Genomic DNA, 14,977 nt, shown 5'->3' on the forward strand with positions numbered 1-14,977 from the left:
GGTCATGCGGATTCTCTTTCTTGGCGACATGGTCGGCCGCACCGGCCGCACGGCGGTTTGGCAACGGCTTCCAGGCTTCATCTCTGATTTCCGGCTCGATTTCGTGGTGGTGAATGGTGAAAACGCCGCCGGCGGGTTCGGCATCACTGAGGAAATCTTTCAGGAAACCCTGAAAGCCGGTGCCGACGTGGTCACGACCGGAAACCACGTATGGGACCAACGCGAGGCGCTGAGCTTCGCCTCGCGCGAGGAGCGGTTCCTGCGGCCCGCCAACTTCCCTAGGGGTACGCCGGGCCGCGGCTCGGGCCTCTATCTAGCCCGGAACGGAGCGCGCGTTCTGGTTGCCAACATCATGGGCCGTATCTTCATGCAGCCCGATCTGGATGACCCGTTCCGCACGGCGGAGGAAGAGCTTGCCGCCTGCCCGCTCGGAGAACAGGCCGATGTGGCGATCATCGATTTTCATGCCGAAGCAACTTCCGAGAAGGTGTGCTTCGGCCATTTCGTGGACGGCCGGGTGAGTGCCGTCATCGGCACGCACACGCATCAGCCGACCGCCGATCATCAGATTCTCAACGGCGGCACCGCCTACATTACCGATGCAGGCATGTGCGGCGACTTCGATTCCTCGCTCGGCTTCGACAAGGAAGAGCCGCTCAACCGGTTCATCACCAAGGTGCCGAAGGGCCGCTTCGAGGCGGCCAACGGACCCGCAACCATTTGCGGCGTCGGGTTGGAGATCTCCGACCGCACCGGCCTCGCGGAGAAGATCGCGCCGCTCAGGCTGGGACCGAGACTGGAGGAGACGATTCCGCCTTTCTGGCGTTGACCTCGGTGCGCGCGGCCCCTACCTCTGCCAAACTCTGCCGCCTTTGTCCGGAGGACGACCCTCGATGGATTGGCTTCTCTCTCACTTCGATTTCGTCGCCAGCCCTGAAGCCTGGATAGCGCTTGTGACGCTCGTGGTGCTCGAGATCGTGCTCGGCATCGACAATCTCATCTTCATCTCCATTCTCACGAACAAGCTGCCGCAGGAGAATCAGAAGCTCGCCCGCAGGCTCGGGATCAGCGGAGCACTCATTCTAAGACTCGCGCTCCTCGGTACCATCTCTTTCATCGTGCAGCTCACGACGCCGGTCTTCACGCTTTTCGATCACGGATTCTCCTGGAGGGACCTCATCCTTATCGCCGGAGGCCTTTTCCTCGTCTGGAAGGCGACGAAGGAAATCCACCACTCGGTCGATCCGCACGACCCGAAGGAAAACCTGGTTGCCAAGGCCGCCACGCTCGGAATGGGGGCGGCCATCGTGCAGATCCTCATGCTTGATCTTGTTTTTTCGATCGACTCCATCATCACTGCTGTCGGGATGACGGATCATCTGGCTATCATGTTCATCGCCGTCATCACCGCGGTGACCGTTATGCTGATCGCCGCCGAGCCGCTGTCGCGCTTCATCGCCGCCAACCCGACAGTTGTAATGCTGGCGCTGGGCTTCCTGCTCATGATCGGCATGACGCTGATCGCGGACGGTTTCGGCTTTCACGTGCCCAAGGGATACGTCTATACCGCCATGGGCTTTTCGGCCATGGTCGAGGCGCTCAACATGCTGGCGCGGCGCAAGCGCATGGCCCAGCAGGAGGCTACACGCCCCGGAGAATGATGATCGTGGGCCGGCTGGGCAGAGTGCCCATGGAGACCGTGATTGTGCGCTCGTCGAGAAAGGCGATGTCGAAACGCTCGCCCATGCGGGTGGAAAAGGCTTCGATGGGTGTCGAGAAGCGGTGCATGGGCATGATGATGGAGGAGGAAAGGCGCCGCGCGATCTCGCTCATGCCGTCGAGCGAAAGCGTCAGCCCGCCATCGATCGGCACCATCAGCACGTCGAGCCGTCCTATCGCGGCATAGTGGGAATCCTCCAGCCGGTGGTGGAGGTGGCCCAGATGGCCGATGCACAGGCCCGCCACCTCGAAGATGAAGATGGAGTTGCCGTCTTTCTCCATCGTGCCCGGCCCGCGGATGTCAGTGGTCACGTTGCGGATGTAGACGTCCTCCACGAGCAGCGAATGTCGTATCGGGCCGTCCCCGTCGGGATTCCAGCCCGTGAGCACGTGTTCGATAGCCGGGTCGGGATAGGGCGTGTAGTGGCTCGAATGCGCCTTGTTCATGGTGACGATGTCGGGCCGCGGCTCCGTGCCGTACAGGCCTGAGAAATCGGTGGCGATCCGCACGCCTGCCGGTGTCTCGATGATGTAGGTGGAGTGCCCGGCATAGGTGATGGTCACGCTTTCCCCGCCGGCGGCTGTGCGCAGGCTCACATAGGTGGCCCGAGGCAATGCGTTTGCGACGGCGAGGCAGGTGCTTGGCCGCTCGACCGTCTGCGCCAGGGCGAGCGGAGCGGGCAGGAAGACCAGTATAAAGGCAAGGAGGCGAAGCACGGGCATCGGCGTCTCCGGCAGGTCCGCGCCGGTTAGATTAATCCAGAATGGTACTCTTCGCCATGGAAGGCCGCGTAACCATTGCGTGAGGCCCGCAAGCCCCGCGCGTTCTGGACCTGAAGGCCCGTTTTCACTATAAGGCCGCAAATCCGCGATATTTCAGGACGTGTTTGCGACGAAGGAGCCCCATGGCCGGCCATTCCCAATTCAAGAACATCATGCACCGCAAGGGCCGCCAAGATGCGGCGCGGTCCAAGATCTTTTCAAAGCTGGCGCGCGAGATCACGGTGGCCGCAAAGTCCGGCTTGCCGGATCCGGCGATGAACCCGCGCCTGCGCCTGGCGGTACAGAACGCCAAGGCCCAGTCGATGCCCAAGGAGAATATCGAACGGGCCATCAAAAAGGCTTCCGGCACCGAGGCGGAGAACTATGAGGAAGTGCGCTATGAAGGCTATGGGCCGGGCGGCGTGGCTATCATAGTCGAGGCCCTCACCGACAACCGCAACAGAACTGCCTCCAATGTGCGCGCCGCCTTCACCAAGGCCGGTGGATCGCTGGGCGAGACGGGTTCGGTCTCCTTCATGTTCAACCGCGTTGGTGAAATCCTCTATCCGGCCGATGTCGCCGACGCCGAGAAGGTGATGGAGGCTGCCATCGAGGCGGGCGCTGAAGACGTGCAGTCGGACGAGAACGGGCACGTGATCACCTGCGCCTTCGAGGACATTGGCGAGGTCACCTCCGCGCTGGAGGCGGTGCTTGGCGAGGCGGAGTCCGTCAAGACCGTCTGGCGGCCGCAGACGGGCACGCCTGTGGACGAGGAAAAGGCTCAGTCCGTGCTCAAGCTCATCGCTGTGCTGGAGGACGATGACGACGTGCAGAACGTCTATGCCAACTTCGAGGTCGACGACGCGACCATGGCGAAGCTCAGCGCAGCCTGACGGACCGGAATGGCCCACCGCGTAACGATAACCTACTGCACCCAGTGCCAGTGGCTGTTGCGCGCTGGCTGGATGGCGCAGGAGCTTCTGTTTACCTTTTCCGAGGAATTGGAGGAGGTGAGCCTCAGGCCGGGTACGGGCGGCATCTTCGAGGTCGTTTGCGACGGTGAGGTCGTCTGGGAGCGCAAGCGCGACGGCGGTTTTCCGGATGCCGCGGAGCTGAAGCGCCGCGTGCGAGATGTGGTCGCGCCGGAGCGCCGTCTCGGCCACGTGGAGAAAAATTAGGGCAGGCGCCCGTTGAGTACGCGCCTGCCACTCAGCTTGATCCACATACCTCTCAGATGCAAATAGGGAGCGAGCGGGGCCTTGCCGTGGCTCCGTCTATGCTCCATTCAGACCGGAACGGCCGCGAGGGCAGGGCGAGCGCGACATGAGCGAAACAAGCATACCTGACAGATGCCGTCTCGTCCTGATTGCACCCGCGCCTTCCTCCGGAGAGGAAGCGCTTGTAGAGGCTGCCCTTTCCGGAGGCGATGTCGCTTCCCTCATTATCCCGCCTTACGATGCGGAAGAAGCGGAGTTCCAGGCGCGTGCGGAGGCGTTGACCCGGCTGGCGCAGGCGCGCGGCGTTGCCGTTATGGTGGCGGGAGAGCCGCGGATTGCTGCACGGGTACAGGCTGACGGCGTTCATTTCGAAGGCTCCAAAGCGGAGCTGGCCGAGATAATTGCGAAGCATCAAGGCCGGATGATGGTCGGATGCGGTGGAGCGGCAAACCGCGACGATGCGCTGGAGCTGGGCGAGATGCAGCCTGACTACATCTTCTTCGGCCGTTTCGGCTATGACGTGCGGCCCGAGCCGCATCCGCGCAATCTCACGCTTGGCGCCTGGTGGGCGGAGATGATCCGCATTCCCTGCATCGTACTGGCCGGTTCGCACACGGGATCGGTCGTGGATGTGGCGAAAACCGGTGCGGAATTCGTCGCTCTCGGCAATGCGGTCTTCGCGCCGGGAGCCGATCCCGCCCGCGAGGTGGCCGAGGCCAACGCGCTGCTTGACAAGCACGCTCCCTCCTTTGCGGAAGCCGAGCCATGAGGTGTCTCACCGCCTTCGTTGTTCTTCTGTCGCTCGTCGCAGCCGGTCACCCGGCTCTGGCACAGGAGGGGACGGGCGCCGGTGCAGCAACGCAGGAGAAGCAGGACCGGCTGCTTCCAGCACCGCAGCCCGATCCGAGCCGCTTCGGGAAGCGGCTCGATGAGGCCTTCGGGGCGTTTCAGCGTGGCTACTACCTGACGGCGCTGGAGCTGGCGCGGCCGCGCGCTGAGGCGGGCGATCCCGCCGCCCAGACCCTGATCGCGGAAATCTATGCGCGCGGCCTTGGCGTGCCGCGGGATGCTGAGGAGGCGGCCAAATGGTACGCTCGGGCCGCCGAGCAGGGTGTTCCCGAGGCGCAGCTCCAATACGCTCTTTTGTTGCTTGACGGCCGTTTCACGGAGCAGGACCGCGAGAAAGCCGTCACGCTCATGCGAAGCGCCGCCGAGGCGGGCGAGCCCGAGGCGCAGTTCAACCTTGCCCAAATGCTTGTCGAGGATGGTGACGAGGCCCATCAGCGCGAGGCCGTAACCTGGTACGAGCGTGCAGCCGAAGCCGGCCTAGCCGACGCGCAATATGCGATGGCGCAGGCGCTCTCCACCGGCTTCGGCGGACGCGAGCGCGATGAGACGGAGGCACGCCGGTATCTGGAGCTTGCCGCCCGTCAGAACTACGACACCGCCCAGCTCGATCTTGGCACCTGGCTCGTGGAAGGCCGCGGCGGCCCCGCCGACCCTGAGCAGGGCTTCGCTTGGCTCAAGCGCGCCGCCGAGGGCGGAAACGCGGCGGCCCAGAACCGCGTGGCCAAGCTCTACCGCGCAGGCATCGGCACCGAGCCTGACTCCATCCTTGCTGCCGCCTGGTACATTCTCGCCAAACGCTCGGGCCTCACCGATCCCCTTATGGAGGATTTCCTGATGGGATTGACGGATGAGGAGATCGAGGAGGCGAGCGAGCAGGCAAACCGGCTGAGATAAGCAAAGAGAGGAAGGGCGCGGGCAGGAGAGCCGGCTGCACCGGGGCGGCCGGCGTCCGAATCCGCTATCGTTTCATCCCCGTCTTGCCTCGCTGAGTGTTTTGTGGTCTTGAGGCGCCAACGTGACTACGGGACGAGCAGCGAATGAAGATCAACGGCAACGAAATCCGCCCCGGCAACGTCATCGAACACAATGGCGGGCTGTGGGTCGCAGTCAAGACCAACCATGTAAAGCCTGGCAAGGGCGGTGCCTACAATCAGGTGGAGCTCAAGAACCTGATCGACGGCACGAAGCTCAACGAGCGTTTCCGCTCGGCCGAGACGGTGGAGCGGGTGCGTCTGGAGCAGAAGGAGTTCACCTACCTCTACGAGCAGGGTGACGCGCTCGTCTTCATGGATTCGGAGACCTACGAGCAGCTAGAGCTGCAAAAGGATTTTGTCGGCGACCGCGCGGCCTTCCTCAAGGAAGGCATGACGGTGACGGTGGAGCTCTACGAGGAAAAGCCGATCGGCATCTCGCTGCCGCCGCAGGTCACGCTCGAGGTCGCCGAGGCCGATCCCGTGGTCAAGGGCCAGACGGCAGCCTCCTCCTACAAGCCGGCCGTGCTGGAGAATGGCGTACGCATCATGGTGCCGCCCTTCATCACCGCGGGCGAAAAGATCGTCGTCGATACGGACGAGATAACCTATCTGCGCCGCGCCGACTGACGGCGCAGCATCTTTCAGAGGACATTATCCAATGGCGCGCTCGGCCATCATCAATGTCATGGTCCAGGCCGCGATGAAGGCCGGGCGTTCGCTCGCTCGTGATTTTGGCGAGGTGCAGAATCTCCAGGTCTCGCTCAAGGGGCCCGGCGATTACGTCAGCCAGGCCGACCGCCGTGCCGAGGAGATCCTTTTCACCGAGCTTTCGCGCGCGCGGCCGGGCTATTCCTTCCTTATGGAGGAGCGCGGCGTTGTGGAGGGCGACGACCAGCAGCACCGCTGGATTGTCGACCCGCTGGACGGCACCACCAACTTCCTGCACGGCATCCCGATCTTCTCCATTTCCATCGCGCTGGAGCGGCAGGGCCAGCTTGTCGCCGGGGTGATCTACAATCCTGCGATGGATGAGCTCTATACAGCCGAACGCGGAAGCGGAGCGTTCTTCAACGACAGGCGTATGCGCGTGGCCGCGCGCCGTCAGCTTTCGGACTGCGTCATCGGCACAGGCATTCCCCATCTCGGCCGCGGTCATCATGGCCGGGCGCTTCTGGACCTGCGTAATGTGATGGCCGAGGCCGCGGGCATCCGCCGCCTGGGCTCCGCCGCGCTTGATCTTGCCTATGTGGCGGCCGGGCGGATGGACGGCTTCTGGGAGGATGCGCTTTCCCCCTGGGACATCGCAGCCGGCATTCTGATGGTCCGGGAGGCAGGCGGTTTCGTGACAGATCGCGGGGGCGGTCAGAACATGTTTGACACCGGCTCCGTCGTTGCCGGGAACGAGGCGGTGCACCGGACGCTGCTTGAAACATTGAAGAAGCCCGTCAGCTGATCTGCGAAATCAGCGTAAGAACGGCTTTCAGGGGAGGAAGTCCGGCGAGGCGCCGATACATATTTCAATTTGGTCACAATTCCGTTTAGAGTCTCGGCCACTTTCGCGAGGAAATCGCATTCGAGGAGCATATGGCCTTCATGAAATCGCTGGGGGCAGAGGAGCCAATCGTCGATCAAAGGTTCGATCCGCGCCGCCTTTCGAGCCCTCACGTGTTCCTCTATTCCATGGTGGTCTTCCTGGCGATTTCGGGTTTCGTGGCGGCCATTCTCTACCGGCAGATTTCGACTGCCTTTCAGAGTAATCCGGGGCTTAACGGGCTCATTCTCGGCGTGCTGGCGGTCGGCATCCTGCTCGCCTTCGCGCAGGTCGTGCGCCTCTTTCGGGAAGTGCGCTGGGTGAATTCCTTCCTCGCCGGCACCGAGGCGACGGAGCCGGTGCTGCTCGCTCCCATGAAGGCGTTGCTCAGCCGCTCCTCCACTATGGCGCTTTCGCCTTCCTCCATGCGCTCGATCCTCGATTCGATCGCCACGCGGCTCGATGAAAGCCGGGATATATCCCGCTACCTGATCGGGCTGCTCGTTTTCCTCGGCCTGCTTGGCACTTTCTGGGGCCTGCTTCAGACCATCGGTTCCATCGGGGACACGATCCAGTCGCTCGATGCCGGCGCGGGTAACGTGAACGATATCCTGGATTCCCTCAAGGCAGGGCTTTCGGCGCCGCTCAGCGGCATGGGCACCGCGTTCTCGTCCTCGCTCTTCGGCCTGTCCGGCTCGCTGATTTTGGGCTTCCTCGATCTGCAGGCGGGCCGTGCGCAGAACCGCTTCTATACGGAGCTGGAGAACTGGCTTTCGACCGTCACCGATCTGAGCTCCGACATCGCGGACTCCAAGAATGGTGCGTCAGAAGAGTTGAAGATACTGGCCGAGCGCTTGCACACGGTTCAGGAGACCGGTGGCAGCAATCCGCGCACCGCCGCCGCCATGGCCTCGCTGGCAGAGGGCATTTCGGGACTGGTGAAAAACATGCGCCACGAGCAGCAGATGATGCGCGATTGGGTGGAGGCCCAGGCTGCTGACCAGAAGGCTCTGCGCGAAACCCTGGACCGGATTGCCGCTTCGCTGGAAGAACGGGGAAAATAAGCGATGGCGCTGGCACGCACGCGCCGCCAACATCGGGGAATTGATTACTGGCCGGGGTTTGTCGACGCGCTGTCGACCCTGCTTCTGGCCATCATGTTCCTTTTGTCGGTTTTCGTTCTGGCGCAGTTTTTCCTGAGCCGGGAGATCACCAGCCGAGATGCTGTCCTCGACCGCCTCAACGCCCAGATCAACGAACTGACGCAGCTTCTCGCTCTGGAACGCGCCAGCAATCAGGATGCCGAGGACCAGATTGCCAGCCTGCGCGCCTCCCTGGCCTTGGCGGAGGCGGAGCAGTCCCGTCTAGAGCAGCTTCTTGCCAGCGGCTCTGGGCAGAGCGAGGCGGCTGAGGAGCGCATCGGCCAGCTCACCGGTGAGTTGGAGTCGGAGCGCCAGATCAGCCAGCGCGCCCTCTCACAGGTGGAGCTCCTCAACCAGCAGATTTCCGCCCTGCGCCAGCAGATCGCTGCGCTGGAGGCCGCGCTCGACGTTTCCGAACAGCGCGACCGGGAGTCCCAGGCCAAGATCGCCGATCTGGGCCGCCGCCTGAACGTCGCGCTCGCCCAGCGCGTGCAGGAGCTGAACCGCTACCGTTCCGACTTCTTCGGCCGCCTACGCGAAATCCTTTCCGACCGCGAAAATATCCGCATCGTGGGCGACCGCTTCGTCTTCCAGTCGGAGGTCCTGTTTGCCTCCGGCCAGACGGAGATCAACGACAGCGGTCAGGAAGAAATGCGGAAGCTGGCGGGCGCCATTCTGGAGCTGCAGGAGGAAATTCCGCCCGAGATCGACTGGGTGCTGCGCGTGGACGGGCATACGGACAACGTCCCGCTGTCGGGAACCGGCCGTTATCGCGACAACTGGGAGCTGTCGGCCGCGCGCGCCATCGCCGTGGTGAAATTCCTCATTGAAAACGGCGTGCCGGCCGAGCGGCTGGTGGCCGCGGGCTTTGGCGAGTTCCAGCCGCTCGACCCGGCCGATACGCCGGAGGCGCGCGCGAGAAACCGCCGCATCGAGCTGAAGCTGACGGAAGGGTAAGAGACTCTACTCCGCCGCTTTCCTGACCATATCGGCACCTGCCTCGAACTGCAGGCTTGCAAGCCGCGCATAGATGCCGCCTTTTGCTACGAGATCGGCGTGGCTGCCTTCCTCGATGATTTGGCCGTCCTCCATCACAAAAATGCGGTCGGCCTTCAGGATTGTGGCGAGCCGGTGCGCGATGACGATGGTGGTGCGCCCCTTCATCAGCCTCTCGAGGGCGGTTTGCACGAGCGTTTCGCTTTCGGCATCGAGCGCGGAGGTCGCCTCGTCAAGCAGCAGGATGGGCGCATCGCGCAGAATGGCGCGAGCAATCGCAAGCCGCTGCCGCTGGCCGCCCGAAAGCGTCACGCCGCGCTCTCCTACCGGCGTATCGTACCCGTTCTCCAATGCCATGATGAAATCATGCGCCAGCGCGGCCTTTGCTGCCGCCTCCACTTCCGCGCGCGAAGCGCCGGGCCTGCCGAAGGCGATGTTCTCGGCGGCACTCGCGGCCAACACCGTCACCTCCTGCGGGACGATGGCGATACGCTCGCGCACCGCGCTCGGATCGGCACGCCTGATGTCGGTTCCGTCGATCAGCACTTCGCCGCTGTCCGGGTCGTAATAGCGCAGGAGCAGCGAGAAGATCGTGCTTTTGCCCGCGCCGGACGGTCCTACGATCGCGACGGTCTCGCCTGGCGCCACTCTGAAGGAGAGCCGGTGCAGTGCCGAAACATTGGGCCGCGCGGGATAGGAGAAACTTATGTCCCGGAACTCGACCTCGCCCTGCGGCGGCGGCAGGGCGACGGGATTGGTCGGTGCCGCGACGGTCGGCACCTCATCCAGAAGCTCGCCCATGCGCTCGGCAGCGCCCGCAGCTTGCGAGAGTTCGCCCCAGACCTCGGAGAGTGCGCCCAGGGCGCCCGCCGCGAGTACCGCATAAAGCAGAAACTGGCCCAAAGTGCCCGCGCTCATCGCGCCCGACAGAACGTCGTGGGAGCCTACCCACAGTACAGCCACCACCGAGGCGGAGGTGGCGAAGATGGCGAAGAAAGTGAGTACGGCACGCGCGCGGATGGAGGCGCGGGCTGCCTCAAAGGCCGTCTCTACGGCGGAGGAGAAGCGCTTTGCCGCCGCCCTTTCATTGGTGAAGGCCTGCAACACGCGTACCGCGCCGATCTGCTCGCCGGCAAAGGCGGCGGCATCGGCCAGCGCATCCTGGGCACGGCGTGTCCGCCGCCTTACGGACCGGCCGAAGGCCACGATTGGCACGACGATGAACGGGATGGCGGCGACGACGAGAAGTGAGAGGCGCGGGCTGGTTACCACCATCATGGTGACTGCGCCTACGCCCATGATGGTGTTTCGGAGCGCCACCGAGGCCGTGGCGCCGACCGCCGCCTTCACCTGTGTCGCGTCCGCCGTGAGCCTGGAGACGATTTCGCCCGACTGCGCGCGGTCAAAAAAGGCGGGAGAAAGCTGTATGACATGGGCGAAGATGTCGCGCCGCAGGTCCGTTACCACGCGCTCGCCCAGCATGACGACGAAGTAGTAGCGCAGCGCCGAAGCCACCGCCAGCACGGCCGCCACCCCGATGAGCATGGAGAAGTAGCTGGCGATGAAGGCGCTGTCTGACTCGGAAAAGCCGTGATCGATCATCCGCCTGACGGCGATCGGAAGGGTCAGCGTGGCTGCCGCCGCCAGCAGCAGGAAGACGATCGCGCCGACCGTCAGGCCGCGATAGCGGAGGACATACGGTACCAGCCTGCGCAGGGGCCCGAGCGAGCGCCTTGCCGTTTCCCGCGATCCGTCCGTTATTGCCATTGCGAAGCCCTTCCGGCTTGGTTCGAGATTTCCGGCCCGGCCGGCCTTGTCTCCAGCGGACGCGTGATGTATAGGCACGCGAACCTTTTTGAAGCCGTAGCGGCCGAAGGTCGCCGGTTCAAGTTTTCCGCACGGGCAAGTTGCCGCAACCGCAGATGCGGCACCGAAGGTGCAAGCAGATCAGGACAGACCGATGAAGGCCGACATCCATCCCGACTACCACATGATCAAAATCGTCATGACGGACGGCACGGAATACGAGACGCGCTCGACCTGGGGCAAGGAGGGCGACACGCTGCACCTCGATATCGACCCCACGACGCATCCGGCATGGACCGGCGGTCAGCAGACGCTGGTGGACCGCGGCGGCCGGTTGTCGAAGTTCAAGAAGCGCTACGAGGGCCTGGGCATCTGAGTGCCGGCCGGAAGATCGACACGAAAGCCCGCCGTTTCGGCGGGTTTTTCATGTCACCTTCCCTGATGGGCCTGAACCTGCCACGCCGACCGGTGAACGCCGGATGAGGCTTTAGCCCGTTCTCTCCGGTTTCCTGCGCAGCGGCCCTGAAATCAAGCGCAGCCCTCTCGCCAAAGCGCGATTGCCGGGTTATGCCCTTGCGGCAACAGATATGCCGACATGATTTCTCTCCTGACCGATCCGCATTTCTACCTCGTCGGAATTCCGGCGGTCATCCTTGTCGGCCTGTCCAAGGGCGGGTTCGGCGGAGCTATGGCTCTTCTGGGCGTGCCCCTTCTGGCACTCGTGGTTTCGCCGGTGCAGGCGGCCGCCATCCTGCTGCCAGTGCTTATCGTCATGGACATCGTCTCGCTGTGGACCTGGCGGGGCTTCATCGACAAGCGTCTCATTGCCATCATGCTGCCCGGCGCGTTTGTGGGCATCGTGATAGGCTGGTTGACCGCGGCGGTCGTGACGGCGGACCATGTGCGCCTCATCGTCGGCATCATCACCTTCCTCTTTTTCCTGCGCTGGGCGATCGGCAAGTTGCGGCGCGACCAGCGGGCGAGCCGACACAACCCCCCGAAAGGCTTTTTCTGGGGCACGGTGTCAGGCTTCACCAGCTTCGTGGCGCATGCGGGAGGCCCGCCCTTTCAGATCTATGCGCTGCCGCTCAGGCATGATCCGAAAATTTATACCGGCACGAGCGTGATCTTCTTCGCCGTGGTCAACGCGGTGAAGGTGATTCCCTATTTTGCGCTCGGCCAGTTCGATACGACCAATCTCGCGGCCTCGGCCATTCTCATGCCGTTTGCGCCGTTGGCCACCCTTGCCGGCGCTTGGATCGTGAAGCGCATGCGGCCGGAGATCTTCTATCCCTTCATGTACATCATGATCCTGATCGTTTCGCTGAAGCTGATCCATGACGGCGTCACCGGCCTTTGGGGCTGGTGAGGTCCGCGCGCTTGTGGTTTAGAAATAGGGTCTCGACTCCGCTATGTTGGGAGGGGAAGCCGTGAGCCAAAATCCGTATGAGCAGGACCTCGATAGAAACCCGGCCAACTATCAGCCGCTGACGCCGCTCACCTTGCTTGAGCGTGCGGCCAAGGTGTTTCCCGACCATACGGCCATCATTCACGGCAGGCAGCGGACAAGCTATCGCGATTTCTGGCGGCGTTCGGTCAAGCTCGCGTCTGCGCTCTCCCGGCACGGTATCGGGAAGGGCGACACGGTTTCGGTGATGCTGTCCAACACGCCGGCCATGCTGGAGGCGCATTTCGGCGTGCCGATGACAAAGGCGGTGCTGCACTCCATCAACACGCGGCTGGACGCCGCGGTGATCGCCTTTCAGCTCGACCATGCCGAAAGCAAGGTGGTCATCATTGACCGCGAATTCTCCGCCGTCATGAGGGATGCTCTGGCGCGGGCGACGGTGAAACCGCTGGTGATCGACTATGACGACCCCGAATATCCCGAGAACGCACCCTATCCGAAAGGCGAGCGTATCGGCAGCCACGATTACGAGGAGTTCGTAAGCTCGGGTGACGAAGGCTTCTCCTGGGCAATGCCGGATGACGAGTGGGATGCGATCTCGCTCAACTACACCTCAGGCACGACGGGCAATCCCAAGGGCGTCGTCTATCATCATCGCGGCGCGGCGCTGATGGCCTACGCCAACACGATTCACGCCCACATGAGCCAGCATCCGGTCTATCTGTGGACATTGCCGATGTTCCACTGCAACGGCTGGTGCTTTCCGTGGACGCTGGCGCTCACGGCCGGAACCCATGTCTGCCTGCGCTGGGTCAGGGCCAAGGCCATGTATGACGCCATCGCCGACCACGGCGTGACCCATCTGTGCGGAGCGCCCATCGTCATGTCGACGCTGCTTGGCGCAAGCGAGGCGGAGAAGCGGACGTTCTCCCAGACGGTGATATTCAATACCGCCGCCGCGCCACCGCCTGAGGCGGTGCTTTCCGCGATGACGGAGGCCGGCTTCGTGGTCAACCATCTCTACGGCCTCACGGAGACCTACGGCCCTGCGGTGGTCAATGAGTGGCATATGGAGTGGAATGAGCTTGACAGTGCGGGCCAGGCGTCCCGGAAGGCGCGGCAGGGCGTGCGCTACGCCGCGCTGGAAGAACTGACCGTGATGAACCCGGAGACGATGCAGCGGGTGCCCGCCGACGGCACAACTCTCGGCGAGGTGATGTTCCGCGGCAACATCGTCATGAAAGGGTATCTGAAAAACAAGAAGGCCACGGACGAGGCGTTCGCCGGAGGCTGGTTCCATTCCGGAGACCTGGGCGTGCTGCATCCGGATGGCTACATCCAGCTCAAGGATCGCTCAAAGGACATCATCATCTCCGGCGGCGAGAACATTTCCTCGATCGAGGTGGAGGATGCGATCTATAAGCACGCGGCCGTCGCCGCCTGTGGCGTGGTGGCCCGTGCCGATGAGAAATGGGGCGAGACGCCTGTCGCCTTCGTGGAGCTCAAACCCGGTGCGAACGCCACTGCGGAAGAGATCATAGCGCATTGCAGGCGGCTGCTCGCCTCCTTCAAATGCCCCCGGCATGTGGTCTTCACCGAGATTCCCAAGACATCGACAGGAAAGATCCAGAAATTCCGTCTGCGGGAACTGGCCAAGACGCTCTAAGGGGTGTCCGTGCAAAGTTTCCACAGAAATTTTAATTGAAGACCGGGCGGTTCATTAACCGCCCGTTAAGCCTTACATGTGTTTACTGTGCGTATCCAGTGATCTGGATTCTTACCGAGTGGCTGGAGCCATTCTGTTTGACGCCTCCCTGTTTAACTCCTGAGAGCCGCATCCGCGGCTCTTTTTTTGTCTCGTGGGGCCTGTTAACTTTCCGTTAAGCAAGGGGCTTGCGTTCGCCAGCGGCGCGGCGCATTTTCCGCTACCGACGGGACGCATAGACGCTTCGGCGAGAGGTGGGCAGAGCAGGATGATCGGCAGTACGAGCGGCGCCAACATGGTTAGGCTGGCGGAACGGCGGGTTTTCTCCGCGTCCTTCAAGCCGCTTTACAATGAGGGCATGGGCCTGGTCGAGGAGACGGCGGAATATCTCGACGGAGAAGGCCGGGCGGCGGCAAAGACGCTGTCGCGGGCGGCCGCGGCGCTTTATGCTGCCGAGTCGATGCGGCTCACCACCCGGCTGATGCAACTCGCCTCCTGGCTCCTTCTGCAGCGGGCCGCCAATTGCGGTGAGATGACGCGCGAGCAGGTGGCCGCCGAAAAGCAGAAAGTACGGCTCGATACGGCCTCGGCCTATGAGAGCGCGCCGGCCTGGGGGGAACTGCCCGAACGGTTCCGTTCTCTCGTGGAGCGCTCCCTGCGGCTTGAGGCGCTGGTGCGCCGTATGGACGAGGAAATCTACGGTCAGGGGGCTGCTGCCGCGCCTGACAGATCCCGTTCCGTCAACCCTGTCTTCGATCAGATCACCCTGCTTCAGACCGCTTTCGGGCGGGTCTGACGCCTCTCCGCCTCGCCGCCTGCAAGGTTGCTCCGGCGCCGTCGTGGCGGCGTCTAGAAGTTCACTGGCGGC

16 protein-coding genes are annotated in these 14,977 nt (G+C 63.3%); 14 read left to right on the top strand and 2 right to left on the bottom strand.

Annotation, left to right across the window (positions count from 1 at the left end; genetic code table 11):
- The first annotated feature begins 4 nt into the window (after positions 1 to 4).
- Positions 5 to 829, top strand: coding sequence for a TIGR00282 family metallophosphoesterase (locus NYR54_RS01485; RefSeq protein ID WP_261513627.1), 825 nt, complete (start codon positions 5 to 7; stop codon positions 827 to 829).
- A 64-nt stretch (positions 830 to 893) separates the two neighbouring features.
- Positions 894 to 1,661, top strand: a complete 768-nt coding sequence (locus NYR54_RS01490) for a TerC family protein (protein ID WP_261513629.1) — start codon at positions 894 to 896, stop codon at positions 1,659 to 1,661.
- On the opposite strand, the gene NYR54_RS01495 is transcribed toward NYR54_RS01490, so the two are convergent.
- Positions 1,642 to 2,442: an MBL fold metallo-hydrolase gene (locus NYR54_RS01495; RefSeq protein ID WP_261513631.1), complete on the bottom strand. Its 801-nt coding sequence runs from the start codon at positions 2,440 to 2,442 to the stop codon at positions 1,642 to 1,644. The genes NYR54_RS01490 and NYR54_RS01495 overlap by 20 nt on opposite strands.
- 182 nt (positions 2,443 to 2,624) lie before the next feature.
- Between NYR54_RS01495 and NYR54_RS01500 the strand changes: the two genes are divergently transcribed.
- From NYR54_RS01500 to NYR54_RS01535, 8 genes are all read left to right on the top strand, one after another.
- Positions 2,625 to 3,374, top strand: coding sequence for a YebC/PmpR family DNA-binding transcriptional regulator (locus NYR54_RS01500; protein ID WP_261513632.1), 750 nt, complete (start codon positions 2,625 to 2,627; stop codon positions 3,372 to 3,374).
- Between the two features lie 9 nt (positions 3,375 to 3,383).
- Positions 3,384 to 3,659, top strand: a complete 276-nt coding sequence (locus NYR54_RS01505; RefSeq protein WP_261513633.1) for an Rdx family protein — start codon at positions 3,384 to 3,386, stop codon at positions 3,657 to 3,659.
- Positions 3,660 to 3,804: 145 nt separating this feature from the next.
- Positions 3,805 to 4,467 (top strand): thiamine phosphate synthase, encoded by a 663-nt coding sequence (locus NYR54_RS01510; RefSeq protein WP_261513635.1) that lies wholly within the window; start codon positions 3,805 to 3,807, stop codon positions 4,465 to 4,467.
- Positions 4,464 to 5,441 carry a tetratricopeptide repeat protein gene (locus tag NYR54_RS01515; protein WP_261513636.1) on the top strand — a complete coding sequence of 326 codons (978 nt, stop codon included), beginning with the start codon at positions 4,464 to 4,466 and terminating at the stop codon, positions 5,439 to 5,441. The genes NYR54_RS01510 and NYR54_RS01515 overlap by 4 nt, the downstream gene beginning before the upstream one ends.
- A gap of 143 nt (positions 5,442 to 5,584) precedes the next feature.
- Complete coding sequence (efp, locus tag NYR54_RS01520; RefSeq protein WP_261513637.1) at positions 5,585 to 6,148, top strand: elongation factor P; 564 nt, start codon at positions 5,585 to 5,587, stop codon at positions 6,146 to 6,148.
- 31 nt (positions 6,149 to 6,179) lie between these two features.
- Positions 6,180 to 6,974 (top strand): inositol monophosphatase family protein, encoded by a 795-nt coding sequence (locus NYR54_RS01525; RefSeq protein ID WP_261513638.1) that lies wholly within the window; start codon positions 6,180 to 6,182, stop codon positions 6,972 to 6,974.
- Positions 6,975 to 7,105: 131 nt separating this feature from the next.
- Entirely contained in the window at positions 7,106 to 8,116 is a 1,011-nt protein-coding gene (locus NYR54_RS01530; protein WP_261513639.1) for a MotA/TolQ/ExbB proton channel family protein, read from the top strand.
- 3 nt (positions 8,117 to 8,119) lie between these two features.
- The gene (locus tag NYR54_RS01535; RefSeq protein WP_261513640.1) at positions 8,120 to 9,151 is read left to right on the top strand and encodes a peptidoglycan -binding protein; all 1,032 of its coding nucleotides are present in this window, start codon (positions 8,120 to 8,122) and stop codon (positions 9,149 to 9,151) included.
- Positions 9,152 to 9,157: 6 nt separating this feature from the next.
- Here NYR54_RS01535 and NYR54_RS01540 read toward each other — a convergent pair whose 3' ends face one another.
- Positions 9,158 to 10,957, bottom strand: a complete 1,800-nt coding sequence (locus tag NYR54_RS01540) for an ABC transporter transmembrane domain-containing protein (protein ID WP_261513641.1) — start codon at positions 10,955 to 10,957, stop codon at positions 9,158 to 9,160.
- 193 nt (positions 10,958 to 11,150) lie between these two features.
- Between NYR54_RS01540 and rpmE the strand changes: the two genes are divergently transcribed.
- The 4 genes from rpmE (at position 11,151) to rcdA (ending at position 14,905) form a co-directional block, all read left to right on the top strand.
- A complete protein-coding gene (gene rpmE, locus NYR54_RS01545; RefSeq protein WP_261513642.1) occupies positions 11,151 to 11,372 on the top strand; it encodes a 50S ribosomal protein L31 in 222 nt (73 codons plus the stop codon).
- A 219-nt stretch (positions 11,373 to 11,591) separates the two neighbouring features.
- A complete protein-coding gene (locus NYR54_RS01550; protein ID WP_261513643.1) occupies positions 11,592 to 12,365 on the top strand; it encodes a sulfite exporter TauE/SafE family protein in 774 nt (257 codons plus the stop codon).
- Between the two features lie 43 nt (positions 12,366 to 12,408).
- On the top strand, positions 12,409 to 14,070 hold the full coding sequence (locus NYR54_RS01555; protein WP_261513644.1) for an acyl-CoA synthetase: 1,662 nt from the start codon (positions 12,409 to 12,411) through the stop codon (positions 14,068 to 14,070).
- A 307-nt stretch (positions 14,071 to 14,377) separates the two neighbouring features.
- The gene (rcdA, locus tag NYR54_RS01560; RefSeq protein WP_261513645.1) at positions 14,378 to 14,905 is read left to right on the top strand and encodes a protease adaptor protein RcdA; all 528 of its coding nucleotides are present in this window, start codon (positions 14,378 to 14,380) and stop codon (positions 14,903 to 14,905) included.
- Positions 14,906 to 14,977 lie beyond the last annotated feature (72 nt).

Origin of the sequence: Chelativorans petroleitrophicus (assembly GCF_025398195.1) — a bacterium.
In the GTDB taxonomy this organism is placed as follows: Bacteria; Pseudomonadota; Alphaproteobacteria; order Rhizobiales; family Rhizobiaceae; genus Chelativorans; species Chelativorans petroleitrophicus.